This is a genomic window from Rhodococcus sp. CX (assembly GCF_015865005.1).
Taxonomy (GTDB): domain Bacteria; phylum Actinomycetota; class Actinomycetes; order Mycobacteriales; family Mycobacteriaceae; genus Rhodococcus.
The window spans coordinates 70715-95040 of record NZ_JADZGH010000099.1; the positions used below are offsets into that span (position 1 = coordinate 70715).

Below are 24326 nucleotides of genomic sequence, written 5' to 3' on the forward strand. Positions count from 1 at the left end.
CGATGGTCCAGTTGTGCCAGATCCCCGCGGCCATCGCGAGCAGGCGCTGAGCGACCCGGGTGAAGACCCCATGGGTGGTGCGACCACCGTGTTCCTCCAGGCCGAGCTGGCCTTTGAGGGTGTCGTTGACCGATTCGATCCACTGCCGCACCCCACCGAGGTTGCCGTTGCGGTAGGTCTCGTCCTTGCGGTCCGGGCGCAGCAACCGCACACCGAGAGCGGCGGTCTCGGCGGCGAAGGCCTTACCGGCGAAGCCCTTGTCGGCGAGCAGGACCTGTCCGGACCGGATCAGGTGGTGTTCGCGTTCGAGCATCGCGGCGACGACCTCGCGTTCGCCGATCTTCGGGTTCGCCAGCGCCCACATGATGGGCATGCCGTCGCCGGCGCACACCAGGTACAGCTCGAGTCCCCAGAAGTATCGGGTGTGGGAGGCGCAGTAGCCGTAGCCGGCGTGCCCGGCCAGGTCCGAGCGCTTGACGGTTTCGCGGGACATGCCGCACGGAACCGGGGTGGCGTCGGTGATCCACAGATCGTCGCACCAGGACGGTGAGTTCTCGCGAGGACACGAATTGCGGTGCACAGCAATCCTCGTGCTGCTTTCAGGCGTTTGTGGTAGCCGGATTGGCGGGCAAGGTACGGGAACAGGGCGCGCATCTGTGTGCTGCCGTGCAGGTGTCGGATCCAGCGTCGTTCGCAGTCGAATCCGAGCAGTACCTGTGCGACGGCGAGGGTGAGCAGTTCGGCGTCGGATAGCCGGGGTCGTCGGCCGCGTCCGGTGCGGGGCGGGGCGATGTGGTCGTACGTAGAGTTCGGTCAGGAGGGTTTCGAGTTCTTTCGTCACACATTGATCTTGAAACCCTCCGCCTACCTCTCCTGCAGTGGCCCCTCGGATCTGTCGGCGGTCATCCTTCAAGGAATCACCCATCTAGGGTGAGACCCGGGTCGGCGTGCTCCCGGGAGCGGCGCGAACAAGACAGGGAAGGAACTCCGGTGAGGAGTTCCTTCCCTGTCTCGTCGTGGCCGCTCCGGTTCAGTCGGTGACGACCGAGATGGCGCGCTCCGGGCACGATGCGGCAGCGTCGCGGGCGGCCTGCTCGTTCGCAATATCGTCGCCCCCCGGGAGGACGTACGCGTGGCCGTCCTCGTCTCGCAGGGCGAACACCTGGGGGGACGTCATGAAGCACAGCCCGTGGCCCTGGCAGTGATTTTCGTCTACGACAACCTTCATGGTTGCTCCTTCCATCGTGCGGGCATCTCGGAATGCCGTCTCATTGAACTTTTGATCGGATGGCTGGGCTGGCGATGTGACCTACGCTACTCTAGCATCTGTTATAACCATTAGCAGAAGATCCCTGATTCCGAGCAGGAGGGTTCACGCGATGGAAAATCGCACCGGTTGCCCTGTCATCGACTTCGACCACAACTCGCAAGAACATTCCGCCGATCCGGTGGCGTCGTACCGCAAGGTACGCCAGAACGAGCGGGTGGCATGGACCGAAGCCCACGGTGGGTATTGGGTACTCGCCGACTACGACTCGGTCTTCGAGGCCGCACGCGACGACGAAATTTTCTCCTCGGCGCGGACAGAACATGGGGGAGAAGGACTTTCGGTCGTTATCCCCAAGACGCCGATGCACTTCCACATCCCGATCGAGCTCGACCCGCCCGAATTCCGCAAGTATCGGAAGATCGTCAATCCGATCACCGCTCCGGCCGCAGTCGAACGCATGAAGACGCTCGTCGACCGGCACACGGCGGGCTTCATCGACAGCGTGATCGAGGACGGCCGCTGCGATCTCACGTCGGTCATCTCCGTGCCGTCCATTGTCACGGTGGACTGGCTCGGACTCGACCTGGCCGACTGGAAGCGCTACTCGCACGCACACCATCAGGCTCTGGCCGGCATCCCGGGAAGCGACGACTACCGGCACGCGATGGAGGTCGAATTCCCCTACCTGGGTGAGCGGATGCGCGAAACGATTCGCGCACGCCGCGACGACCCCACCGACGACATCATCAGCTATCTGGTGCAACAGGAAGTCGACGGCCGTCGTCTGGACGACTTCGAGATGTACTCGATCGTCGATCTGCTCCTCGCCGGCGGCGTCGGCACCACCGCCTCGCTCGTGAGCCAGGCTCTGGTGTGGCTCGCCGAGCATCCGGCCGTGCGGCAACGACTCATCGACGACCCGAGCCTGATGGATCATGCTGTCGAGGAGTTTCTGCGCTACTTCTCCCCGACGCAGGCGCTGGCCCGCACGGTCACCAAGGATGTCGAGTTCCAGGGATGTCCCATGCGCAAGGGCGACCGGGTCCTTCTGTCCTGGTCGTCGGCGAATCGCGACGAGAAGTGGTTCGAGAACCCGGACGAGATCGACATCGACCGTTGGCCGAACCGGCACACGGCATTCGGAATCGGTGTACACCGTTGTGCGGGTTCGCATCTCGGTCGCTACATGTCGAAGACGCTGATCAGCCAGATTCTGGAGAGAATGCCCGACTACGAGGTCGACTTCTCCGCGCTCGAGCGGTACCCGCACCAGGGCACCAACATGGGCTGGCAGCGGATCCCCGCCACGTACACGCCGGGCCCGCGTGTTCTGACCGACTACACGCTCTACTGAGGCCGGAACGCACCGGAACGGCCGGAACACAATTCATTCCGTAGGGCAATCGAGAGACAGGGGAACGGCGTGTTCGTCGGCAGAAGGATTCTGGTCGTCGGGGGCGGGCTGGCGGGATTGCGAACGTGTGAGGCGTTGCGCGCCGAAGGGTTCGACGGCGAGATCGAATTGCTCTGCGGTGAAGATGTACCGCCGTACGATCGCCCGCCGTTGAGCAAGGCTGCGCTCGCGGAGCGTCGCGACACGGTCTTCGACGTCGACTACGACGGTCTGGGGATCGGCGTCCGCCTCGGGGCCCGGGCCACCGGCTTGGACCGCGAGCGACGGCTCGTTCTCACCGAAGCCGGAGCACATCCGTACGATGCGCTGGTCGTCGCCACCGGGGCCGCTCCGGTCGTCCTCCCCGGTTCCGGCCGGCAGCACGTGCTGCGGACCGCCGCCGACGCGGATGCGCTGCGCGCCGGGCTTCGACCCGGGACCCGCTTGACGCTCGTCGGAGCCGGCTGGATCAACGCCGAGATCGCCACCACGGCAGATGCTCTCGGATGTTCGGTAACTGTTCTCGAATCGGCCCCCGCCCCGTTGTGCGAACCACTCGGGTTCGATGTGGCGCAGCGCATGCTCCCCTGGTGGGACCGTACGGAACTGCGTTGCGGCGTGGCGGTCGCCGAGGTCACCGAGGCCGGACCGGTCCTCACGGACGGCACGCTCGTCGAATCCGACGTCGTCGTCACCGGTATCGGTGTCCGGCCGGAGGTCGCGTGGCTCGCGGAATCCGGTCTCGCTGTCGACCGTGGGGTGGTCGTCGACGAGTCCCTTCGTACGGCTGATCCGGCGGTGTTCGCCGTCGGTGACGTCGCGGCGCGATGGTCGCCGCGCTACCACAGCCGGATCGTCGGGCAGCACTGGGACGACGCACGAACCGGGCCGGCAACGATCGCTGCGGCTCTGCTCCGGCCGGACCGTAATTCCGTCTTCGACCCCGTCCCGTACTTCTGGAGCGATCAGTTCGGGCACAAGGTCCAATTCGTCGGGCACCGAGCCTCATCCGATCGGATGGTCTTCCGTGAGGGGCGAGACGGCAAGTGGGGCGCGGCGTGGATCGACGACTCCTCCAGGCTGACCGCCCACCTGTCCGTCGACTCCCCGCGTCACATGGTGCAGGCCCGCATGGCGATCGACCGGGGCGCCGTCGTCGAGCCCGGTGTGATCAGCGATCTGGACGCACCGCTGCAGCCGGCGCCCCTGCCCACCCCCTGAACCTCGTCAATCATCGAGCAGCCGCGCCCGCGCACGGCCGAGTGAGGAACGGAAAATGACTACAGCAACTCCGATTCAGTTGAAGAGCTACGACAAGTTGTTCATCGGCGGGTCTTGGGTCGAGCCGTCGAGCGACGCCGTCATCGACGTGATCTCACCGATCACCGGAGAAGTGATCGCGTCGGTCCCGGAGGCTCGCGAGGCGGATATGGATCGGGCTGTCGCGGCAGCGCGCAAGGCATTCGACGAGGGACCCTGGCCCAGGATGACACCCGCCGAGCGCGCCGAAGCGCTCGTGCGTGTCGGCGACGAGGTCAAGAAGCGCATCCCCGCCATGGCCGAGGCGTTCACCCTCGAACTGGGTGGCCCGGCAGCGATCTCGACTCTCTTCCACCAGAACGCGGTCGACATGTGGGACGACGCGGCGACCTTCCACGAGCGTTTCACGTTCGAGGAGGAACGGACCTGGAAGGACGGCCGCGGCAAGGTCGTTCGCGAGCCCATCGGTGTCGTCGCAGTGATCGTCCCCTGGAACGGACCTGTCGCGACGGCATCCTTGAAGATCTCCCCCGCGCTCGCGGCCGGGTGCACCGTGGTGCTCAAGCCCGCACCCGAGGGTCCGGTCACGACGATGATGCTCGCGGAGGCGCTCGAGGCCGCGGGCCTCCCGGAAGGCGTCATCAGTGTTCTCCCCGCCGGACGGGAGGTCGGCGATCATCTCGTCGGCCATCCCGACGTCGACAAGATCAGCTTCACCGGAAGCACCGTCGCCGGACGCACGGTGATGACGAGGGCGGCGGAGAAGATCAAGCGTGTGACCCTCGAGCTCGGGGGCAAGTCGGCCGCGATCATCGCCGATGACATCGAGCTCGACTCGTTCCTGCCCGGAATGGTCTTCGGTGGTATCGGGCACTCGGGCCAGGTCTGTGCAGCTTTGACCCGGATCCTCGTCCCCCGGGAGCGCCAGGACGAGGTCGTCGCGGCGATCGAGGCGGTCATGAAGAGCGTGAAGGTCGGCGACCCGCGGGACCCCGATACGTTCATCGGCCCCCTGGCGGCCGAACGGCAGCAGAAGCGGGTGCTCGACTACATCGAGATCGGCAAGCAGGAAGGTGCCCGGCTCGTCGTGGGTGGCGGTAAGCCCGCCCACCTCGATCGCGGATGGTACGTCGAGCCGACGTTGTTCGCCGACGTCCGCAACGACATGCGCATCGCCCAGGAAGAGATCTTCGGCCCGGTCCTGGTGGTGATTCCGTTCGACTCGATCGATGAGGCGATCGCGATCGCCAACGATTCCGATTACGGATTGTCCGGAGCGGTGTACGCGAAGGACCGATCCCTGGCCCAGGACATTGCGCGGCGCGTTCGGACGGGCCAGATCTCGGTCAACGGCTACGCGATGTGTGTGGTGCAGCCGTTCGGCGGATACAAGCAGTCCGGTCTCGGCCGGGAAGGTGGAGTCGAGGGATTCGACGCCTTCTTCGAAACCAAGCTGATCCAGGAGTTCTGAGCCGGAAACCGGACAACCTTCGAGGAAAGGATTTGCGGTGGAATCGATTTCTGCTGAGCTCGGCTACCGAGCGGAGAGATTGCTGTATAACTACGCTGCCGCGGTGGACACCGGCGATCTCGACGCTCTCCGGGGCCTGATCACCGACGACGTCACCATCGAGCAGAACGGGAAGCCGGACAGCGGCCCCGACGAGTTCATCGGGGTGTACCGCGCTTTCGTCGAATCCCCGGCAGAGTTCTCGCGTCACCTGATCTCGAACGTCCGCGTCACACCCGGAGAGGGCGGACGTGTGAACGTCGAAGCGTACTTCGAGGCGACGGTGTGTGCTCCGGGCTCGAATCAGCGTCTCTACGGGCGGTATTCGGATGTCTACGTCGATCGTGGCGGAAACTTGCTCATCGAGCGGAAGGGCATCTCCGTCGATCGGATGATCGATCTGCCGGCAGGGGAGGTCGAGTACCAGCCGTACTGACCCTCGGACGAACAGGGAGGTTGTCCTCTGCGAGTCGATCGCAGTGGGACAACCTCCCTTTTCGGTATCCGGGTATGTGCGGTGTCAGGGACGTCCGCCATGGGTGGCGTTCACACGGGTCGCGAGCAGGCTCGCATCCCGGGTGTGACGTCGGGCCGCTTCCGACGAATTGGGCGCGGCGCAGGCGTAGAGCGTGTTGCCCTCGTGCCCGCCGAGCATGCACGCGAAGACTCCGGTGGGAAACCGGACCTCCTCGGTGATCCGGCCGCCTTCGACGACTCGAACGACGCGCCGGTTGAGTGCGTCGGCCACCCAGACGGCACCGCTGCTGTCGAGACCGATGCCGTCGGGTGCAACTGCGGCAGCGCTCATCGCGGCCTTGACCGAGTCGCGGGGCAGTTCCGGACCGAAGCTGGCCCACGTGCGCTGATTCGACAGGGAGCCATCGGATTCGATGTCGAACGCCGTCAGACGGTTCCCCATCGATTCCGCGACGACGAGAGTGCCGCCGGGCGTGATCACCATGCCGTTCGGGAAGAGCAGATCCTCGGCTTCGACGGAGAACGTGCCGTCGGGAGCGACCCGGACGAGATTGGCCGGCCGGATCGGGGTGTCGCGTTTGAATTCGAACCCGAAACTTCCGACATAGGCGGTGCCGTCGGCGGCAACAACCATGTCGTTGAGCTTGCCCGTGGCCACGGACGACAGGTCCGCGTGCACGACGATCTCGCTGTCGTCCTCGCGGCGCATGATGCATCCGGATTCCATTGCGGTGATGAGGAGTCGGCCGTCGGGAAGCCATCCGAGACCGGACGGTTCGTCGCCGGTTAGTGTTGCTTCGACGACCACGTCGCCGTCGTCACCGATCGAGATCACCTCGTGGCGGTACAGATCCGAGACCCATACGCGACCCTCGTGCCAGCGGGGGCACTCCAGGAAGGCGCGGTCGGACACGATGGTGTCGATCGGGCTCTGCAGAGTGGTGTCCTGATTTCCAGCGGTCATATCGGTGCCTTCCGTGTCGTGCGGGGAGGTCCACGTGACCCCCCTCAAAACTAGAACAATCATATTCATAAATATCGGCCGATGGCAGACCTGGATCGATCTATTGCAACTAATGATAGTTATCGTTAGGGTGATCTGCATCACTGTCGAGGGTGGACCGCTCCGGAGCCCTCCTCCAATCGTTCGTGATGTGCCGCAGCCCCCGTCGAAGGAGTACTCATGGCCCTGGATTCCGCAACGTCCGCCTTCCTCGCCGAGATGGCGAAGGCCGGAGGACCCGCACTGCACGAGATGACGCCCCAAGAGGCGCGCGAGATGAGCGACGGCTTCATCGAGCTCGTCGGCGAGGGACCGGAGATGGCGCGAGTCGAGAACGTCACCGTGCCGTCGGCAGACGGCCACGAGGTCCCGGTGCGGGTGCTCGTGCCTTCTGGTGACGCGCGCGGCTTCATCGTGTATCTGCACGGCGGCGGCTGGGTGGTCGGCAGCATCGACGGGTACGACACCCTCGGCCGTCAGCTCGCCGAGCGCACCGACTGCGCCGTCGCGATCGTCGACTACCGCCTCGCCCCCGAGCACAAGTTCCCGGCTGCCGCAGACGATTCGTGGGCGGTGCTGAAGTGGGCGGCCGAGAACCGCGGCAGGTTCGCGGCATCGGACGGCCCGCTCATCGTCGCCGGTGACAGTGCCGGCGGTAACCTCTCCGCCGTGGTCGCGCAGCGAACCGTACGTGAGGCCGGTCCGGAGATCGACTTGCAGGTGCTGGTCTACCCGGTCACAGACGACAACTTCGACAATGTGAGCTACCTCGATCCCGCCAACGAGTTGATGCTCACCGCCGCGTCGATGAAATGGTTCTGGGACCTCTATGTTCCCGAGACCGCCGACCGTGCGCGCTGGGAGGCCGCCCCGCTGAAGGCGGAATCCCTCGCCGGCGTGGCGCCGGCGGTGGTCCTCATCTCCGAACACGATGTGCTGCACGACGAAGGGCGAGCGTACGTCCGTAAGCTCGCCGAGGCGGGTGTTCCTGTGCGCGAGAAGATCTTCGAAGGCCAGATGCACGGGTTCTTCCAGTTCGTGAACGTGCTGCCGGGCGCGAAGGACGGCATGGACTACGTCGTCGAAGCGGTCAACGATGTGCTCGACGGTAAGGGCATCGCGAACGCGCTCCCCGGTGAGGGGACGCGCTCGAGCCTCTGACCAGCTCGCGCACGCAGAAGACAGCCGCACACGTCCAGGACGTGTGCGGCTGCCTTTCGGGTAGGCGAGTGCGGTGCTATCCGACCCACATCGGCGGGACGGGACGGTCGAAGGACAGTTCGGGATAGTCGTCGTCGGCGATCGGAGTGTGCAGACGTCGCTCGACGTAGTCGTGGCCGTGGGACCGCATGTGACCGATGCACCGGACCGTGTATCCGACGCTGTCGGTTCGGGTCGTGTGGACCGGACGGAACAGGTTGGGGAATCCGTGCGCGGTGAGGTCGGACGCGTCGAATGTGTTGTCGTCGCGACCCTTCAGTGGTACGTGTCCGTCGCCGTCGACGACGAACTTGGCGCGGGCGACGACCTCGCGATCGCACCGGAGGTCCCACCGGTTGTCGATCTCGTCGTACGAAGCCGATGTGGCGGTGTCGATTTCGAGGACCGAGAGGTGGAGTTCGTTCCGCAGCCGGACGGCTGCGCGAAGTGACGCGAAGGAGCGCCCGACGACGGCGACATCGAATTCCGGGATGCAGGGGGGTCGGGAATCCGGCTGTGCCAGGAACATCGGGCGCTCCTTCGCTGGGGGCGTGGTTCGGGACCGCGCGCGGGCAGGTGGGGCACTGCTGCCCGCGCGCGGCAGTCTGGGTTACTTCTTGTAGAAGGCGCTGACGTCGGCGTTTCCGATGAGATCCGGAACCGTCCAGCCGTCGAGGTCGTACTCGCTCATGAACTGCTCGGCGAAGCCCTTCATCGAGGCGACGTCGCCGCGTCCCTCGGCGGCGAACAGCAGCTCGGCCTTGACGTTCTCGTGGTTGCCGGCGTAGTTCCGCTCGTACAGTTCGTGGCGGCCACCGAACTCGGATCCGATCGAATCCCACAGTGCCTTCATGACCTTGACCCGGTCGACGGCCGTGATGCCGTCCGAGCCGCGGACGTACTTGTCCAGGTAGGGCCGGACGTCCGGGTTCTGGAAGTCGGCGGCCGAGGACGGCAGGTAGATCAGGCCGGACGCGACGTCCTGCTCGATGATCTCCTTGATCCGCGGGTAGCCCTGCATCGCGAACATCCGGTAGGTCAGGCCGTATTCGAGCTTCGGAGTGACGGTGTCACCGATCCACGGCTCGGGGTTGTTGACCATCGCATCGCTCAGCGACCAGAACAGGTTTCGCCAGCCGATGACCTCACCGACGCGGGTCTGTACGCCGCGGAATCCGCCGGCGCCGGTGGCGTCGAGGGCTTTCATGAGCAGACCGGCGATGAAGTCGAGCTTGACCGCCAGGCGGGTGCAGCCCTGCAGGGTGAAGCGCTGGAGGAAGCCGGACCCGCCGAGGAAATTGTTGATCTTCTCGACGTCCCCGTACATGAAGACGTTTTCCCAGGGTACGAGCACCTTGTCGAAGATGAAGATGGCGTCGTTCTCGTCCATGCGCGAGGACAGCGGGTAGTCGAACGGCGAGCCGACGACGTTGGCGTTCTGCGAGTACGACGCGCGGGAGATGAGCTTGATGCCGGGGGCGTCCATCGGCACCGTGCAGATCAGCGCGAATTCCTTCTTCTTGATCGGCAGGCCGTAGTGGGCGATGAAGTTGTAGTTCGTGATCGCCGAACCGGTCGCGACGACCTTGGCGCCCGAGACGATGAGGCCGGCGTCGGTCTCCTTCTCGACCTTCATGAACACGTCGCCGACCTCGTCCGGCGGCAGCGACCGGTCCACCGGCGGGTTGATGATCGCGTGGTTCCAGTACAGGACCTTCTCCTGCGATTCCCGGTACCAGCGCTTCGCGTTGTCCTGGAACGGCGAATAGAACTCGTCGTTGGCGCCGAGGGTGCCGAGGAAGGAGGCCTTGTAGTCGGGGCTGCGGCCCATCCAGCCGTAGGTCAGGCGTGCCCAGGTGGCGATGGCGTCGCGGTCGGCGCGCAGGTCGTCCGCGGACTTGGGGGTGCGGAAGAACGGCATGGTGACGCCGCCGTTGCCGGTGTCGGTCGGCGTGGTGAGCTTGTCGACGTGCTCGCCGGTGTGCAGCGCGTCGTACAGGCGGGCCGTCATGCGGATCGAATTGCGGAAGGCCGGGTGCTCGGTGTAGTTCTTCACCCGCTCGCCGTGCAGGTAGATCTCGCGACCGTCCTTGATCGACTCGATGTACTCGTCCCCCGTCATCGGGCGGCTCGCGAAGTTCTGCTGCTGGTTGGCCGCGCTGTCGGCGGCGACGTTGACCTTGGATCGGTCGACCGTCTCGGTGGGGCGGGGCTCGGTCGTGGTCATGTCATTTCTCCTGGTGACGGGGAAGGTGATGAAGAAGAACGGGGGTCACGCCGTGGGGACGGCGACGCGCATGGGCGTGAAGCGGGTGGATGCGTCGAACCATCCGCTGTGCGGGTCGTCGAGCGATCCGTTCCACGCGGCGGACGCGCTGGGTGTGCCGAGATCGTGGAATGTGCTGCGGTAGAAGAGAAGTGGTTGTGCGTCGGCGCGGGCGGTGGCGTCGACGATCTCGCCGATGTAGATGATGTGGTCGCCGCCGTCGTATTCGCGCCACGGCACGCACGACAGCGTGGCTGCGGTGCCGGCGAGGACCGGGGCGGTCGGGCCCTGCTCCCACACGGGTTCCGGGGACTGGGGACGTCCCGCGAAGTGCAGGGCGGTGTCGACCTGGTCGTCGGCGAGGATGTTCACCGCGAACGGCGCACCGGACAGGAAGCGGCACGCCTTCGACGTGCGCGTCAGGGTCACCTGGCACAGCCGCGGTTCGAGCGAAACCGCGGTGAATGCGGTGACAGTGGCCCCGTGGGGGGTGCCCTCGTGGTTGTTGCAGGTGATGACGGTGACGCCACTTGCAAACTGCCCGAAGATGTTTCGAAGCTCTCGCTGGTCCATCTCGGAGGCCCTTCCGGTCGATCCGTCGTGGTGTGATCCAGACCATATTCCGGGTGGAAGGGGGTTCGCGATCCGCTGAGCGCGGCCATTATCCATCTTGCGCGGCGAAGTGACCGGCGCCCTTGTTTGCGGAGGGTAGTGTTGCCGGTCACACTGGGACCAAAGCCCCGAAACGTGATCCGAGGAGGGTGGATGCACACCGATGACGTGGGGATTCCCGACAATTGGGATGAAGCGGAAGTAGTGGTGTCCGACGCCTACTTCCCGCATTCGCTGCGTCCGTCCGATGCTGTCACCGCCCCGCAGGTGACGTTGCGCAAGGTCGATCTCGGTCCGTTACGGCTCGCCCGCGTCGGCTGGGGCGCCGAGGTGTCGCTCGAGTCCGATCACCCCGGTGCATACGCCGTGAACATCCCTCTAGCTGGGCAGATCGAGTCGGTGAGCGAGGGGCGGGAGGTCGTCTCCCCGCACGGTTACGCTACGGTTTTCCGTCCCGACACCGCGGCGGCGATCACGCGATGGACGGCGGACTGCGAGATCGTCGGGGTCAAGCTCGACCGGGACTACCTGCACCGGGAGATGGCCCGGGTACTGGGACGGCCGGGGCTGCAGCTGCCTCCTCAGGCGGACCTGACGACCGAGGCCGGGAAGAACTGGTTGTCGATGCTCGGGGCGATGGTCGGAAACCTCGAATCGGGCGCCTCACCCTGGAACAATCCGCTGGTCGCCGACCAGTTGTCCGGGGCGATCATCTCGGCTTTCGTTCTCGCCGTCATGCAGGAGACCGACCCTGGTGCGATCGCGCGTCCGCGCATCATCAAGCGGGTCCTCGACCGGTTGCACGAGGATCCGTCACTGGCCTGGACCAGCGCCGACATGGCCGAGGTCGCCGGGGTCAGCGTTCGCCGGCTGCAGGAGGGCTTCCGCGAATACGTCGGGGTCTGCCCCCGCGAATACCTGCTCGACCTGCGCCTCGAGCGCATCCATGCGGAGCTGTCCGAGGCCGATCGTGGCGAGGTCTGCGTCACCGACGTCGCACTCAAGTGGGTATCACCCATACGGGCCGGTTCGCCGCCGCCTACCGGCGCAAGTACGGCGTCGCGCCGTCCGAAACGCTGCGTTCCTGAAGTCGTCGAGCGCTCCGGGCGAGGCGGATTCGGAGGTCGGCGACCATCGGCCACTGGTGTCGTTGATACGGACCGGTTTTCGCAGGGTCGGCAGGATCCGGCGGGCAGCAGGAGGGACAGCGCTGTGGCACTGGCGAGTTCGGCGTCGGTGGAAGTCGGGCCGTCGGCGAAGCCCGGTCAGTGCCTAGGGCATCTCCCTCGTTCCGGCTAGGCATCAGCTCTCTCACCTGCGGATTTGCCTCACATGTCCGGACATGTAGTTGACAACCCGATGTGACAGCGCGCACAGTATCCAACGTACGCAGTGCGCGCCGTTGTACGCAGAGCGTATTTCGCCTCGGGCCACAGGCCAGCCCCCCGCAAAGCCCCCCAACAACTTTCGCGACTGTCGCGTCAGACCAGTTCGACCTCACGAGGAGTGTCCATGACCACCACGGAGAACCCCACCGCCTTCGGCTCGGGCAATGCCGCCACCGACAAGTTCAAGGGCGAGCGCGTCTCGTCCGACACCTCGGTCGAGCGTGCCGGCGCGATCATCCAGGATGTCCTGAAGGCCCTCGCCGACATCGTCCACAAGCACCAGGTGACGTACGACGAGTACCGCGTCCTCAAGCAGTGGCTCATCGACGTCGGCGAGTACGGCGAATGGCCGCTGTGGCTCGACGTGTACCTCGAGCACGAGGTCGAGGCCGTGCACTACGAGCGCAACAACTACGCGGGCACCAAGGGCAGCATCGAAGGCCCGTACTACGTCGAGAACTCGCCGAAGCTCCCTTCCAAGTGCACGATGCCGATGCGCGAGAAGGATGCCGCGGCACCGTCTCTGATCTTCAAGGGTCAGGTCACCGATCTCGAGGGCAAGGGTCTGCCCGGCGCCACGGTGGAACTGTGGCACGCCGACGAGGACGGCTTCTACTCCCAGTTCGCTCCCGGCATCCCCGAGTGGAACCTGCGCGGCACGATCGTCTGCGACGACGAGGGCTTCTTCGAGATCACCACGCTCAAGCCCGCGCCGTATCAGATCCCGGCCGACGGACCGACCGGTTGGTTCATCAACTCCTACGGCGGCCACCCGTGGCGCCCGGCGCACCTGCACCTGATGGTCAAGGGTGCCGGACACCGTTCGATCACCACCCAGCTCTACTTCAAGGGTGGCGACTGGGTCGACAGCGACGTCGCCTCCGCGACGAAGCCGGAGCTGATCCTGGACCCGAAGCCGAATGCCGACGGTGTCGCCGAGGTGACCTACAACTTCGCGCTCGACCCCGAGGCCTGACCGGCCCCCGCCCCTCGTGCGTGGTTTCGGTAGCACCCGCTACCGAAACCACGCACGAGCGCGAGTCCACCGGCAACCGACCCGAATGCGAGTTCCCTCGATGTCCGACACGGACCTGAAGATCGTCTCCGTCGAGACCACGATTCTCGACGTCCCGCTGATCCGCCCTCACAAGTTCGCGACCACGACCGCCGAGGCGCAGCCGATCCTGCTCGTCGCCGTCACCACCGCCGGCGGCGTCACCGGCTACGGCGAAGGCGTCGTGCCCGGCGGACCGTGGTGGGGAGGCGAATCGGTCGAGACGATGAAGGCCATCGTCGACCGCTACATCGGCCCGTACATCACCGGCCGCGGCGTCGACGACATCACCGGCATCATGGTCGATCTCGAACGCATCGTCGCCAACGCGCGATTCGCGAAGGCCGCCGTCGACGTCGCGTTGCACGACGCGTGGGCGCGCAGCCTCGGCGTCCCGGTGCACACGCTGCTCGGCGGCGCGTTCCGCACCGGCGTCGACGTGCGCTGGGCTCTCGGCGCCGCTCCCCTCGAGGAGATCGTCGAGGAGGTCACCCACAAGATGGAGCAGCGCCTGAACTTCTCCTTCAAGCTCAAGATGGGTGCGCTCGATCCGGCGGTCGACACCGAACGCGTCGTCAAGGTCGTCGAGGCGTTCGACGGCAAGGTCGGATTCAGCATCGACGTCAATGCCCGATGGGATCGCTTCACCGCATTGCGTCACGTGCCGGAACTGGTCGACGGTGGGGTCGAGCTCATCGAACAGCCCACCCCCGCAGAGCAACTCGATGTTCTCGCCGAGATCAACCGGAGGGTCGCGGCACCGGTCATGGCCGACGAATCCGTGCAGACCCCGCACGACGCATACGAAGTGGCCAAGCGCGGCGCCGCCGATGTCATCGCACTCAAGACGACGAAATGCGGTGGGCTGCAACGTAGCAAGCAGGTCGTCGCGGTCGCGAAGGCAGCCGGGCTCCGTTGCCACGGCGCCACCTCCATCGAAGGCCCGATCGGCACCGCCGCGTCCGTCCACTTCGCGTGCGCCGAACCCGGCATCGACTACGGCTCCGAACTGTTCGGTCCGCAGCTGTTCGCCGTCGAGCTGCTGCAGACGCCGCTCGACTACTCCGACGGTCAGGTGCACCTCCCGCCGGGCCCCGGCCTCGGCGTCGAACTCGACATGGACGTCGTCAAGCACCTCGCCCGCGACTGACCCGACCGACCACAGCCAGATCAGACAAGCCCGGATCAGGAGAACCGACCATGGCGCTGTTCCACGTTCGCATGGACGTCGACATCCCCCGCGACCTCGACCCCGAGGTCCGCGCCGACACCATCGCGAAGGAGAAGGCGTACAGCCAGGAACTGCAGCGCAAGGGCAAGTGGCCGCACATCTGGCGCATCGTCGGCCAGTACAGCAACATCAGCATCTTCGATGTGGACTCGGCGGACGAACTGCACGAGATCCTGTGGAACCTTCCGCTGTTTCCCTTCATGAAGATCGAAATCATGCCGTTGACCAGGCACGGATCGGACATCAAGGAGTAAACGCGCGCCGACGGTCCATACTCGGGGTATGAGTCTGCCGCTCCGAGACGTCTACGAACAGCCGACCCTTGCGGATCTGCTGCCGTCGGTGCTCACATCCGCGGGCGTGGCCGGGGAACGCAATCGGCTCGAACTGACCGAGTGCGCCCGCACCGTCGTACTCCTCGTCGACGGAATGGGCTGGAATCTGCTGCAACGCAACAGCAGTGCCGCACCGTTCCTGACCGGGATGACGGGGGAGCCGATCCGCGCGGGATTCCCCACGACCACCGCGGTGAGCCTCGCGTCGCTGGGAACCGGTCTGCCCTCGGGGCGGCACGGCGTCACCGGATACCAGGCGTACCTGCGCGAGATCCGCAGCCCGTTCAACTGGTTGCGCTGGACACTCGCCGGCACCGCGATCGACCAGCGCACCCAGCTCGTCCCCGAACTCGTGCAGGCACACCCGACCGTCTTCGAACGCGCCGAGCGGGGCGGTATCGCCGTCACCACCGTCGTCCCGCGCACGTTCGAAGGCAGCGGACTGACCCGCGCGGTACTGCGCGGCGGCAGGTTCGTCGGCGTCTCCGCCTACGGTGACCTGCTCGCCCGGATCGTCACCGCCGTCGGTTCCGGCGAGCGCACCCTCGTCTACGGCTATCTCGGTGAGGTCGACACCCTCGGCCATCTCTACGGTCCGGAGTCCTCGGCGTGGCTCGCGCAACTCACCGTCGTCGACAGGTTCGTCGAACAACTCGCCGACGCGTTACCGGACGGAACGCGACTCGTCGTCACCGCCGACCACGGAATGGTCGACACCACCCGGGGCCGGCGCTTCGACTACGACCACTGCGACGGCCTGTCCGAGGACGTCACCTACATCGCCGGGGAACCCCGCTGCCGCCACGTCCATACCGAACGCCCCGACGCGGTCCTCGAACGCTGGCGCAACGAACTCGGCGACGAGATGTGGGTCGGCACCCGCGACGACGTGCTCGCCGCCGGACTCTTCGGGCCGGAACCGTCCCCGGACGCGGCGAGCCGTGTCGGCGACATCGTCGCGATCGGCCGCGGCGAATCGTCGGTGATCCGCACCGACGGGGAACTCGTCATGGCGCGGATGCCCGGCCAGCACGGTGCGCTCACCGACGACGAACTGCTGATTCCGTTGCTGTCGCCGGATCCGATCCGCCTGCACACCTGATGATCCGGGCGACGCCGGGGGTGGATCTGTGAGCGACAGTACGTCGCCGGAGCCGTCGTGCCCGACTTATCGTGGCGTACATGCGCACCCACGGAGCGACGGTCTGGCACTGGTCGATCAGCGTGAAGGCCTGGCTGATCTTCTGGTTCGCCCGGATCTTCATCAAGCCGATCATGACCTGGTGGCCCGCCACCGACCGCGGTATCTCCGTATTGAGCAGGCTGGACCGGCAGGTCGACAAGCTGCTGCCCCGGCCGCGCGGCGTCGACATCGACCCGGTGACGCTCGGCGGAGTGCCCAGCGAACGGATCGAGCCGCCGCGTCCCGCCACCGACTCCCTCGCCGGCGCGACGATCCTGTACTTCCACGGCGGTGCATTCGTGTTCTGCGGACTCGCGACGCACCGCACGGTGTGTTCGCTGCTCGCCGCCAAGTCGGGCGTGCCCGTCTACTCCGCCGCCTACCGGCAGCTGCCGGACGGATCGATCGGCACGTCCGTGATGGATGCGATGGCCGCGTACACCGCGGTTCTTTCGGTCGCCGAGGACCCGAACCGCGTCATCGTCGCTGGTGACTCCGCCGGCGGTTACCTCGCGATGAAGGTCGCGGAGATCGCGGCGCTGCGCGGCATGACACGACCGGCCGCCGTCATCGGATTCTCACCGCTGCTCAACCTGAACCTCGAATCCCACGACCCCGACTACATGAAGCGCGACGCGTACCTGCCGATGCGACAGCTCGAGAAGCTGCGCGACAAGTGGCTCGACGGTCCGGACCACATCGAGGGCGCCCAGGCACCGGTCGACGCCGACCCCACGCTGTTCCCGCCGGTGTTCTTCTCCGTCGCCGAATACGAGATCACCCGGCCCGACGTCGAGATCGTCACCGAAGCGATCGAACGGACGGGGCGTCCGATCGAAACCCACATCTGGGCCGGTCAGGTCCACGCGTTCCCGGTGATCGGTCAGACGTTGCCGGAGGCCCGCGCGCTGCTCGACCTCAGCATCGACTTCGCGCGCCGGTCCGTCGCCACCGAGGGAAGCAGCCGCACCGCGTAGGTGCGGCTTCGCCGCCCGTGTGCCCTTCCGGCGGCTCCCACCGCCACAAAGGGACACCGGCGGCTCCCACCGCCACAAAGGGACACCGGCGGCTACGCCGCCAGGCGCGGTTTCAGCCACTCGATGAGGTCGTCGAGGACCTTCTCCTTCTCGTATTCGTTGAAGACCTCGTGGTACAGACCGTCGTACATCTTCAGCGTGACGTCGTCCGAGCCGGCCAGGTCCGCGACCAACCGGCTGCCCGACGGATCGGTGAGCTTGTCCTCGGTGCCGTGCTGCAGCAGCACCGGCACCGTCAGCGACGGCAGGCGCTTCGGATAGGACTGCTCGCTGAGTACGAGGGCACGGACGACGCCCGCGGGCACCAGGCCGTGGTGCACGAGCGGATCGGCCTCGTACGCGGCGACGACCGCCGGGTCGCGGGAGACGTGCTTGCTGTCGAGTTTCTGCACCGGCAGGTCCGGCAGGAACCGGCCGATCAGTTTGCCGGCCTCGACGACCACCCCGGGAGTGCCGGCGGTGACGACGACCGCGGGACCGGACAGCGCCAGCGCCGTCAGTTCCCCCGGATGGTCGAGCGCATAGCTCAGGGCGATCGCACCGCCCATCGAGTGCCCGAGCAGGAACCGGGGCAGGCCGGGATGCGCCTCGTCGGCGATGGCGAACAGCCGGGCGATGTCGTCGGTGTATTCGGTCATCTTCCGCAGGTGCAGGCGCTTGCCCCCGGACCGTCCGTGACCGCGATGGTCCGGGGCATAGACGACGAGGCCGATCTCGGTGAGCCGCTCGGCGACATGGTCGTACCGCCGGGCATGCTCGCCGAGGCCGTGGCACAACACCAGGACGCCGCGGGGATCGCCGTCGGGCGACCAGATGTCGTAGACGATCCGCGTTGCGGACCCGCCGGTGAACGAGGACTCGGAGTGCTGCATGGCGTCTCCCTGCCGTGGACTCGACGTGCGTGACGAACCGCATCCTTGCACGAGACGCCGCGGAGTGTGCCCCGTACCGGTGACCGGGCCGGCGGGAGGAGGGGCCGGGCGAAAAATGCGTGGCTCGGGACCCGACCTCGGTGGGAGCCTGGTATTCGTGACTTCCCTCGAATCGACGACCGTGGACGCACGGCGCCTGCGTGCGTTCGCCCCGCTGCGCCGCCGCGACTACCGGCTGTTGATCGCGGCGGTCGCGTTGTCGTTGTTCGCCAGTGGCATGTGGACCGTGGTGATGGTCTTCCAGGTTCTGGCGCTTGCGGATTCACCGACCGCGCTGTCCGCGGTCGCGGCCTGCTTCAGCGGTGGCCTGATCGCGTTCGCGCTCGTCGGTGGTGTCGCGGCGGACCGTCTGTCCAAACGCGCGATCCTGGTGACGGTCCAGGGCGCGAGCCTGGTCGCAGTCGCGGCGGTCGCCGTGCTCGGAACGGCCGGCGCGCTCGCCCTGTGGCACATGGCAATCGCGTCCGCCGTGCTCGGCGCCGGCGTCGCCTTCTTCTTCCCGGCGTACAGCGCCTATCTGCCCAGCGTGCTGCCCGCGGAGGAGTTGCTCGCCGCGAACGGGCTCGAAGGCGCGTTGCGGCCGACGCTGCAGCAGGCGCTGGGTCCGGCCGTGGCAGGCATGGTGGTCGGTGCGTTCGTGCCGGCCACGGGCGCAGTCGTCGTGGCCGTCGGTCTTGCCGCGTCGATGGTCCTGCTGCTGTTCGTGCGGCCCCTTCCGGCGTCCATGTCAGGGTCGTCGACGTCGGCACCCACGGGCCACTCGAACGTGTTCGCCGATCTTCGGGAAGGCTTCGCGTTCACCGTGAGGACCCCGTGGCTTCTGTGGACATTGCTGTTCGCGTGCCTGATGGTGCTCGTGGTCATGGGACCGATCGAAGTCTTGTTGCCGTTCCTGGTCCGCGACAACTTCGCCAACGGGGAACGGGCCTTCGGTCTGCTCCTGACCGCGTTCGGGGCAGGGGGAGCGATCGGCTCGCTCGCGGTGTCGGCGGGACGCCTGCCGCGCAGGTACCTGACCGCGATGGTGTTGTGCTGGGGTCTCGGGTCGGTACCGTTCGCGGTGCTCGGATACACCTCGTCGTTCTGGGTGATGGCGACCGCGCTGTTCGTCGTCGGGCTCACCGACGGCGCCGGCATGGTCATCTGGGGCACGTTGCTGCAGCGCCGCGTGCCGGGGGAGTTGCTCGGCCGCGTGTCGAGCCTCGACTTCTTCGTGTCGCTCGCGCTGATGCCGGTGTCGGTCGCGCTGGCCGGACCGCTCGCGACGGTGGTGCCGGTTCCGGTGATCTTCGTCGTCGTGGGCACGGTTCCACTGGTCCTCGCGCTGGTCGCGTTGACCGTGGGGCGCATGCCGGCCGACGAGATCGCCCACCCGCTCGACGTCGTCGAACGGGTCGACACGCGCCCCTAATCCGAGGGCACGATCGACCCGGCCAGGGCCTGCATGAGGTGGTCGAACTCGCGGCTGCGGGTCGCGCCGGCGCGCACGACCGCGCACACGGGCACGCGCAACCGCTGCCGGGCTTCGCTCATGATCCGCAGTCCGGTGCGGGGCGTCGCATCGACGGTGCCCGCGTACAGCACCGTCCACGCCCGCGGATTGGTGAGGACCTCGAGCGTCGCGGTGTGGTCGCTCGCGATGGCGGGACCGAGCTGGACGCGGCGCCCGACCTCGAGGAACGCGTTCTCGACGACCCGGTGGATGAGGATCTGGCTGTGCCGCGGGGGCAGCAGCAGCGGATAGTGCGCGAGGTCGCGGAGATCGACCGTCGAGAACGCGGACAGCGGATGCTGGCTGGAGGTGACGATGACGAGGTCCTCGACGCCCAGTTCGATCGCCTCGAGTTCCGGCCGGTCGATGTCGCCGCGAATGAGGGCGAGGTCGGCGTCGCCGGCCGCCACCGCGTCCACGCGGTCCGTGAAGTCCCGGATGACGAACTCGATGTCGAGGTTGGGGTGCTGCTCGCGGACCCGGGAGATCGCGTCGAGGCTCTGCGCGGCGAAGCTCATGTTCGCGCTGATCCGGATGCGGTCGCGGGGCGGCCTGCCCACCTCGAGGGCGCGCGCCTCGAGGGCGAGGACTTCGGCGGCGATCGGCATGAGCCGGCGGCCCGCGTCGGTGAGCCGCACGACGCGGGTGGACCGCTCGAACAGGCTCGTTCCCAGTTCGTGCTCGAGCTTCGCGATCTGGTGGCTGATCGCCGACTGCGAGATGAAGCAGCGCTGAGCGGCCCGCGAGAAGCTCGACTCCTCTCCGACGGCCACGAAGTACCGCAGTTGCCGGAAATCCATCGGCCTCCTATTTATGAGCAAACCAGATAACAGTATTTCGAATCTCCCAGGTTAGTGGACCGGACCCCGCGAGATACATACGGTGGGACTCATACATCGATTTGAGTCGACTTCAATGTGGAGGTCTTGGCAGGTTATGGGCGATGCAGATTTCGATCGGACGGATGTCGTCATCGTGGGCTCGGGCTTCGGTGCCCTCGCGGCCGCGAAGAAGCTCGGCAAGGCGGGCACCCCGTTCGTGCTGATCTCCGAAACCACCGAGCACCTCTTCCAGCCGCTGCTGTACCAGGTCGCCACGGGCGTCATCTCGCCCGGTGAGATCGCCCCCTCGGTCCGCGCGATCCTCGCCAAGTATCCCAACGCCGACGTTCGGCTCGGTCGTGTCGTCGACGTCGACCCCGATGCGAACACCGTCGTCTACGAGGCCGCCGGCAAGCGCCACACCCTCGGCTACAAGCACCTCGTCGCCGCGACCGGCGCCCGTCAGGCCTACTTCGGCCGCGACGAGTTCGCCGATCTGACGTACGCTCTCAAGACGGTCGACGACGCCGAGAAGCTGCGCCGCCAGATCATCCGGTGCTTCGAGGAAGCGCACATCACCACCGACCCCGAGCTCCGCAAGAACCTGCTCAGCTTCATCGTCGTCGGCGCAGGCCCGACCGGCGTCGAGCTGGCCGGCCAGATCAAGGAGCTCGCGCAGCGCTACTTCGCGGAGTCGATCGGCAACATCAATGCCGACGACGTCACCGTCACCCTCGTCGAGGGCGCGGACAAGGTGCTCCCGCCGTTCGGTGGCAAGCTCAGCGAGTACTCGAAGGAGTCGCTCGAGAAGGCCGGTGTCGATGTCGTGCTCAACACGATGGTCACCGACATCGACGAGCACGGCGCGACCCTGACGACGCCGTCGACCGAGGAAACGCGCCGGCTCACCGCCGAGACGATCATCTGGTCGGCCGGTATCCAGGCCAACGACTTCGCCGGCGTGCTCGCCGAGCGCACCGGCTGCGACACCGTCCGCGGTGGCCGGCTGCTCGTCGACAACGACTTCACCGTCGGCCGCGCGGACAACATCTACGCGATCGGCGACATGGTCACGCTCGACAATCTGCCCGCGCAGTCGCCGTTCGCGATGCAGGGTGGCCGCCACGTCGCGAAGATGATCCTCGGCAAGATCCCTGCCGGCACCCCGTTCCGGTACCGGGACAAGGGCAGCATGGCGATCATCAACCGCTTCCGCGCGATCACCCGCGTCGGCAAGATCGAGCTCACCGGCTTCATCGCGTGGGTTCTGTGGCTCGCGGTCCACCTCGTCTACCTGGTGGGCTTCCGCAACCGCTACATCGCGGTGATGTCGTGGTGCGGTTCGTTCCTCGGCCGCCGGCGTCCGCACTTCTACTACGCGCAGACCGCCGAGCCGGTTCCGGCCGTGAACCAAGCGGCCGCGGAGGTGGAGGAACCGGTGGTCACGGATGCACCGGACGACGAACGCGAACCCGCCCCGGCCATCGCCTGACCGAGACCGACCGCCTGACCGAGACCGAACGCCTGACCGAGACCGACCGTCTGACCCGATACCGACCAGCTGCGCCCCGGACGATTACCGTCCGGGGCGCAGCTCGTTGTGGGGGACGGCGACACGGCGCCGCGCAGATCCGTGGGTGGGTGAAACATGGGGTGAAAATCCAGAATTCGTTGGCGGACAGTCCGATCGGACTACGCGGCGCCCTGCGACCTGCGGTTACAGTGTTCGGCACACTCGGTGCGTTCCGGTGGTGCCCCGTACGGCACACGAGACGCCGGTGCCGCATCGAGCCCGGAAGACCCGCAGGAGGTCCCGTGACCCTCGACGACCGCCGTCCCACGTGGACCCCACGGATCGGGTGCGATCTGGTGACCGTGCAGGACGTCGCGGACAGCATCGAAATTTTCGGAGATCGTTACCTGACCCGCACTTTCACACCTCACGAACTCGAGACGTGCACGGGCGCACACCGGTCCCAACGCCTCGCCGCGCGGTTCGCGGCCAAGGAAGCGGTGCTGAAAGTGCTGCGCCCGGGTGACACCGCGGTGCCGTGGCGTTCCATCGAGATCCGGCGAGCCGAATGGGGCGGGTGCACCGTCGAACTCAGCGGTAACGCTGCGGCACTCGCCCGAGATCAACAGGTGACCGATATCCAGGTCTCGATCTCGCACGAACCCAGGTATGCCCTCGCGACCGTGACGGCGGTCGTCGCAGGAACGTAGAACAGGAAGTGACCCAGCATGACTGAGCAGGCCATCCGCAAGATTCTCGGCGAGCACGGGCGGCTGTCGGTCGATTCGACCGCCGTCGAACGGTCCGCGGATCTGTACGAACTGGGTCTCACCTCGCATGCGAGCGTCAACGTGATGCTCGCGCTCGAGGACGCGTTCGACGTCGAATTCCCCGACGAATTGCTGCGCAAGAGCACGTTCGCGAGCGTCGATGCCATCCACGCGGCCCTCACCGAACTGGGTGTGTGATGAGCCTCCTCGACGAGCGCAACGCCGAAACCGATGGGCCGCCGCCCCTTCGTGAGCGTGCCGAGAGCGTCGGTCGTGACATCGCGGCACAGTGGGCCGACGAGGTGGATCGCGACGCCAGGTTCCCCCACGAAGCCGTCGCGGCACTCCGCGCCCACAAGCTGCTGTCGTGCGGTGTGCCGCCGGAACACGGCGGCGCCGGCGCCTCCCTCGGCGAACTGTGCGAGATCACCCGGATACTGGGCCGCTACTGCGCGTCCACCGCCATGGTTTTCGCGATGCACCAGACCCAGATCGTCTCGCTCGTCCACCACGCCGACAGCGCCGCAATGGTCGACTTCGTCCGCGACGTGGCCTCCCGCGAGCTTCTCCTCGCGTCGGCGACCACCGAACTCGGAACCGGTGGCGACGTCCGCAGGAGCGTCTGTGCGGCCCGGGTCGACGGCGACACCGTGACCCTGCGCAAGAACACCCCCGTCGTCTCCTACGGGGAGTACGCCGACGCCGTCCTCGTGACCGCACGGCGGACCGAGGACAACCCCGCGAGTGATCAGGTGCTCGTGGTGTGCAGGCGCGACGACGTGACCCTCGAGCGCACCGGGGACTGGAACACCCTCGGAATGCGCGGCACGTGCAGCCCCGGCTTCGTGCTGGAGGCCCGCAGCAGCGCCGACATGATCGTCCCCGCGTCCTACGCCGACATCTCGTCCCGGACGATGCTGCCAGTGTCCCACTGCGTGTGGTCCGCGGCGTGGCTGGGTATCGCCGACGCCGCAATCGACAAGGCCCGCAGCTTCGTTCGGGCCGCGGGGCGTAAGCAACCCGGCGTGACGCCGCCCGGCGCCCTGCGTCTGGCCGAGGCCGCCGGCGTGCTCCAGCAGTTCTCCGATCTCGTCTTCGCGTCCGCGGCCCGGTTCGACGCGACGATCGTCGAGCACGAGAACCCGAGCGGCCTCGGATTCTCGCTGGCCATGAACAACCTGAAGGTGACCGCGTCGACGCTCGTCGTCGAACTCGTCACCAAGGCCCTGCTCATCTGCGGTATCGCCGGATACCGTGAGGACGGCCCCTACTCCCTGGGACGTCACATGCGCGACGCGCTCGGCGCCGCGGTGATGGTGAACAACGATCGCATCATGGCCAATTCGGCCCAGATGTCACTCGCCTACCGAGGAACGATATGAGCACCACATCGATCGAGGACGAAACCGAGCTGGATCGGGCGCGCCGGGAATTCCAGCAGCAACTGATCGCCGCCGGCCTGCTCGTCGAAACCGGAGTTCCCGGGTTGTACGGGCGCTCCGGCGTTTTCGAGGACCTCGTCGACGGCATCGACCGGGTCGTCGTCGCGGCGGGACCCGGCCGGGCCGCGACGACGACC

At 66.7% G+C, this 24326-nt stretch carries 22 protein-coding genes and 3 pseudogenes; 17 read left to right on the plus strand and 8 right to left on the minus strand.

Annotation, left to right across the window (positions count from 1 at the left end):
- Together I0Q12_RS10770 and I0Q12_RS10775 are read right to left on the minus strand one after the other, a co-directional pair.
- Positions 1 to 841: pseudogene (locus I0Q12_RS10770) on the minus strand (IS982 family transposase); the annotation flags it as partial.
- Positions 842 to 1030: 189 nt separating this feature from the next.
- Positions 1031 to 1243 (minus strand): ferredoxin, encoded by a 213-nt coding sequence (locus tag I0Q12_RS10775; RefSeq protein WP_269437595.1) that lies wholly within the window; start codon positions 1241 to 1243, stop codon positions 1031 to 1033.
- A 136-nt stretch (positions 1244 to 1379) separates the two neighbouring features.
- Here I0Q12_RS10775 and I0Q12_RS10780 point away from each other — a divergent pair, with 136 nt between their 5' ends.
- The 4 genes from I0Q12_RS10780 (at position 1380) to I0Q12_RS10795 (ending at position 5869) form a co-directional block, all read left to right on the plus strand.
- Positions 1380 to 2624, plus strand: a complete 1245-nt coding sequence (locus tag I0Q12_RS10780) for a cytochrome P450 (protein WP_197251914.1) — start codon at positions 1380 to 1382, stop codon at positions 2622 to 2624.
- Between the two features lie 69 nt (positions 2625 to 2693).
- The gene (locus tag I0Q12_RS10785) at positions 2694 to 3884 is read left to right on the plus strand and encodes an NAD(P)/FAD-dependent oxidoreductase (RefSeq protein WP_197251915.1); all 1191 of its coding nucleotides are present in this window, start codon (positions 2694 to 2696) and stop codon (positions 3882 to 3884) included.
- Positions 3885 to 3939: 55 nt separating this feature from the next.
- Positions 3940 to 5394 carry an aldehyde dehydrogenase gene (locus tag I0Q12_RS10790; RefSeq protein WP_197251916.1) on the plus strand — a complete coding sequence of 485 codons (1455 nt, stop codon included), beginning with the start codon at positions 3940 to 3942 and terminating at the stop codon, positions 5392 to 5394.
- Positions 5395 to 5431: 37 nt separating this feature from the next.
- Positions 5432 to 5869, plus strand: a complete 438-nt coding sequence (locus tag I0Q12_RS10795) for a nuclear transport factor 2 family protein (protein WP_197251917.1) — start codon at positions 5432 to 5434, stop codon at positions 5867 to 5869.
- 84 nt (positions 5870 to 5953) lie between these two features.
- On the opposite strand, the gene I0Q12_RS10800 is transcribed toward I0Q12_RS10795, so the two are convergent.
- A complete protein-coding gene (locus I0Q12_RS10800; RefSeq protein WP_197251918.1) occupies positions 5954 to 6874 on the minus strand; it encodes an SMP-30/gluconolactonase/LRE family protein in 921 nt (306 codons plus the stop codon).
- A gap of 219 nt (positions 6875 to 7093) precedes the next feature.
- Between I0Q12_RS10800 and I0Q12_RS10805 the strand changes: the two genes are divergently transcribed.
- Entirely contained in the window at positions 7094 to 8074 is a 981-nt protein-coding gene (locus tag I0Q12_RS10805) for an alpha/beta hydrolase (RefSeq protein WP_197251919.1), read from the plus strand.
- 76 nt (positions 8075 to 8150) lie between these two features.
- Here the strand turns inward: I0Q12_RS10805 and I0Q12_RS10810 are convergent, their stop codons facing one another.
- From I0Q12_RS10810 to I0Q12_RS10820, 3 genes are all read right to left on the minus strand, one after another.
- Positions 8151 to 8642 (minus strand): hypothetical protein, encoded by a 492-nt coding sequence (locus tag I0Q12_RS10810; RefSeq protein WP_197251920.1) that lies wholly within the window; start codon positions 8640 to 8642, stop codon positions 8151 to 8153.
- Positions 8643 to 8723: 81 nt separating this feature from the next.
- Positions 8724 to 10340 carry a 4-hydroxyphenylacetate 3-hydroxylase family protein gene (locus tag I0Q12_RS10815; RefSeq protein ID WP_197251921.1) on the minus strand — a complete coding sequence of 539 codons (1617 nt, stop codon included), beginning with the start codon at positions 10338 to 10340 and terminating at the stop codon, positions 8724 to 8726.
- A gap of 45 nt (positions 10341 to 10385) precedes the next feature.
- Complete coding sequence (locus tag I0Q12_RS10820) at positions 10386 to 10952, minus strand: flavin reductase family protein (RefSeq protein WP_197251922.1); 567 nt, start codon at positions 10950 to 10952, stop codon at positions 10386 to 10388.
- Between the two features lie 192 nt (positions 10953 to 11144).
- On the opposite strand from I0Q12_RS10820, the pseudogene I0Q12_RS10825 reads away from it, so the two are divergent.
- The 6 genes and pseudogenes from I0Q12_RS10825 to I0Q12_RS10850 all read left to right on the plus strand — a co-directional run bounded on the left by I0Q12_RS10825 (position 11145) and on the right by I0Q12_RS10850 (position 17159).
- Positions 11145 to 12079, plus strand: a pseudogene (locus I0Q12_RS10825) (AraC family transcriptional regulator).
- Between the two features lie 424 nt (positions 12080 to 12503).
- Positions 12504 to 13355: a catechol 1,2-dioxygenase gene (catA, locus tag I0Q12_RS10830; RefSeq protein ID WP_197251923.1), complete on the plus strand. Its 852-nt coding sequence runs from the start codon at positions 12504 to 12506 to the stop codon at positions 13353 to 13355.
- 100 nt (positions 13356 to 13455) lie between these two features.
- A complete protein-coding gene (locus I0Q12_RS10835) occupies positions 13456 to 14583 on the plus strand; it encodes a muconate/chloromuconate family cycloisomerase (protein WP_197251924.1) in 1128 nt (375 codons plus the stop codon).
- 50 nt (positions 14584 to 14633) lie between these two features.
- Entirely contained in the window at positions 14634 to 14918 is a 285-nt protein-coding gene (catC, locus tag I0Q12_RS10840; protein WP_197251925.1) for a muconolactone Delta-isomerase, read from the plus strand.
- Between the two features lie 28 nt (positions 14919 to 14946).
- Positions 14947 to 16101, plus strand: a complete 1155-nt coding sequence (locus I0Q12_RS10845) for an alkaline phosphatase family protein (RefSeq protein WP_197251926.1) — start codon at positions 14947 to 14949, stop codon at positions 16099 to 16101.
- Positions 16102 to 16181: 80 nt separating this feature from the next.
- A complete protein-coding gene (locus tag I0Q12_RS10850; protein WP_197251927.1) occupies positions 16182 to 17159 on the plus strand; it encodes an alpha/beta hydrolase in 978 nt (325 codons plus the stop codon).
- A 92-nt stretch (positions 17160 to 17251) separates the two neighbouring features.
- Here I0Q12_RS10850 and I0Q12_RS10855 read toward each other — a convergent pair whose 3' ends face one another.
- Entirely contained in the window at positions 17252 to 18091 is an 840-nt protein-coding gene (locus tag I0Q12_RS10855; RefSeq protein ID WP_197251928.1) for an alpha/beta hydrolase, read from the minus strand.
- 181 nt (positions 18092 to 18272) lie between these two features.
- Here I0Q12_RS10855 and I0Q12_RS10860 point away from each other — a divergent pair, with 181 nt between their 5' ends.
- Positions 18273 to 19562 carry an MFS transporter gene (locus I0Q12_RS10860; protein WP_307846170.1) on the plus strand — a complete coding sequence of 430 codons (1290 nt, stop codon included), beginning with the start codon at positions 18273 to 18275 and terminating at the stop codon, positions 19560 to 19562.
- On the opposite strand, the gene I0Q12_RS10865 is transcribed toward I0Q12_RS10860, so the two are convergent.
- Positions 19559 to 20443, minus strand: a complete 885-nt coding sequence (locus I0Q12_RS10865) for a LysR family transcriptional regulator (RefSeq protein ID WP_197251930.1) — start codon at positions 20441 to 20443, stop codon at positions 19559 to 19561. The two genes, I0Q12_RS10860 and I0Q12_RS10865, sit on opposite strands and share 4 nt — an antisense overlap.
- A gap of 136 nt (positions 20444 to 20579) precedes the next feature.
- On the opposite strand from I0Q12_RS10865, the gene I0Q12_RS10870 reads away from it, so the two are divergent.
- The 5 genes and pseudogenes from I0Q12_RS10870 to I0Q12_RS10890 form a co-directional block, all read left to right on the plus strand.
- Entirely contained in the window at positions 20580 to 21956 is a 1377-nt protein-coding gene (locus I0Q12_RS10870) for an NAD(P)/FAD-dependent oxidoreductase (protein ID WP_197251931.1), read from the plus strand.
- 323 nt (positions 21957 to 22279) lie between these two features.
- Positions 22280 to 22687 carry a holo-ACP synthase gene (locus tag I0Q12_RS10875; protein WP_197251932.1) on the plus strand — a complete coding sequence of 136 codons (408 nt, stop codon included), beginning with the start codon at positions 22280 to 22282 and terminating at the stop codon, positions 22685 to 22687.
- A gap of 18 nt (positions 22688 to 22705) precedes the next feature.
- Positions 22706 to 22945, plus strand: coding sequence for an acyl carrier protein (locus I0Q12_RS10880; RefSeq protein WP_197251933.1), 240 nt, complete (start codon positions 22706 to 22708; stop codon positions 22943 to 22945).
- Entirely contained in the window at positions 22945 to 24129 is a 1185-nt protein-coding gene (locus tag I0Q12_RS10885; RefSeq protein ID WP_197251934.1) for an acyl-CoA dehydrogenase family protein, read from the plus strand. Before I0Q12_RS10880 ends, I0Q12_RS10885 begins: the two co-directional genes overlap by 1 nt.
- Positions 24126 to 24326: pseudogene (locus tag I0Q12_RS10890) on the plus strand (hypothetical protein); the annotation flags it as partial. The gene I0Q12_RS10885 and the pseudogene I0Q12_RS10890, both read left to right, overlap by 4 nt.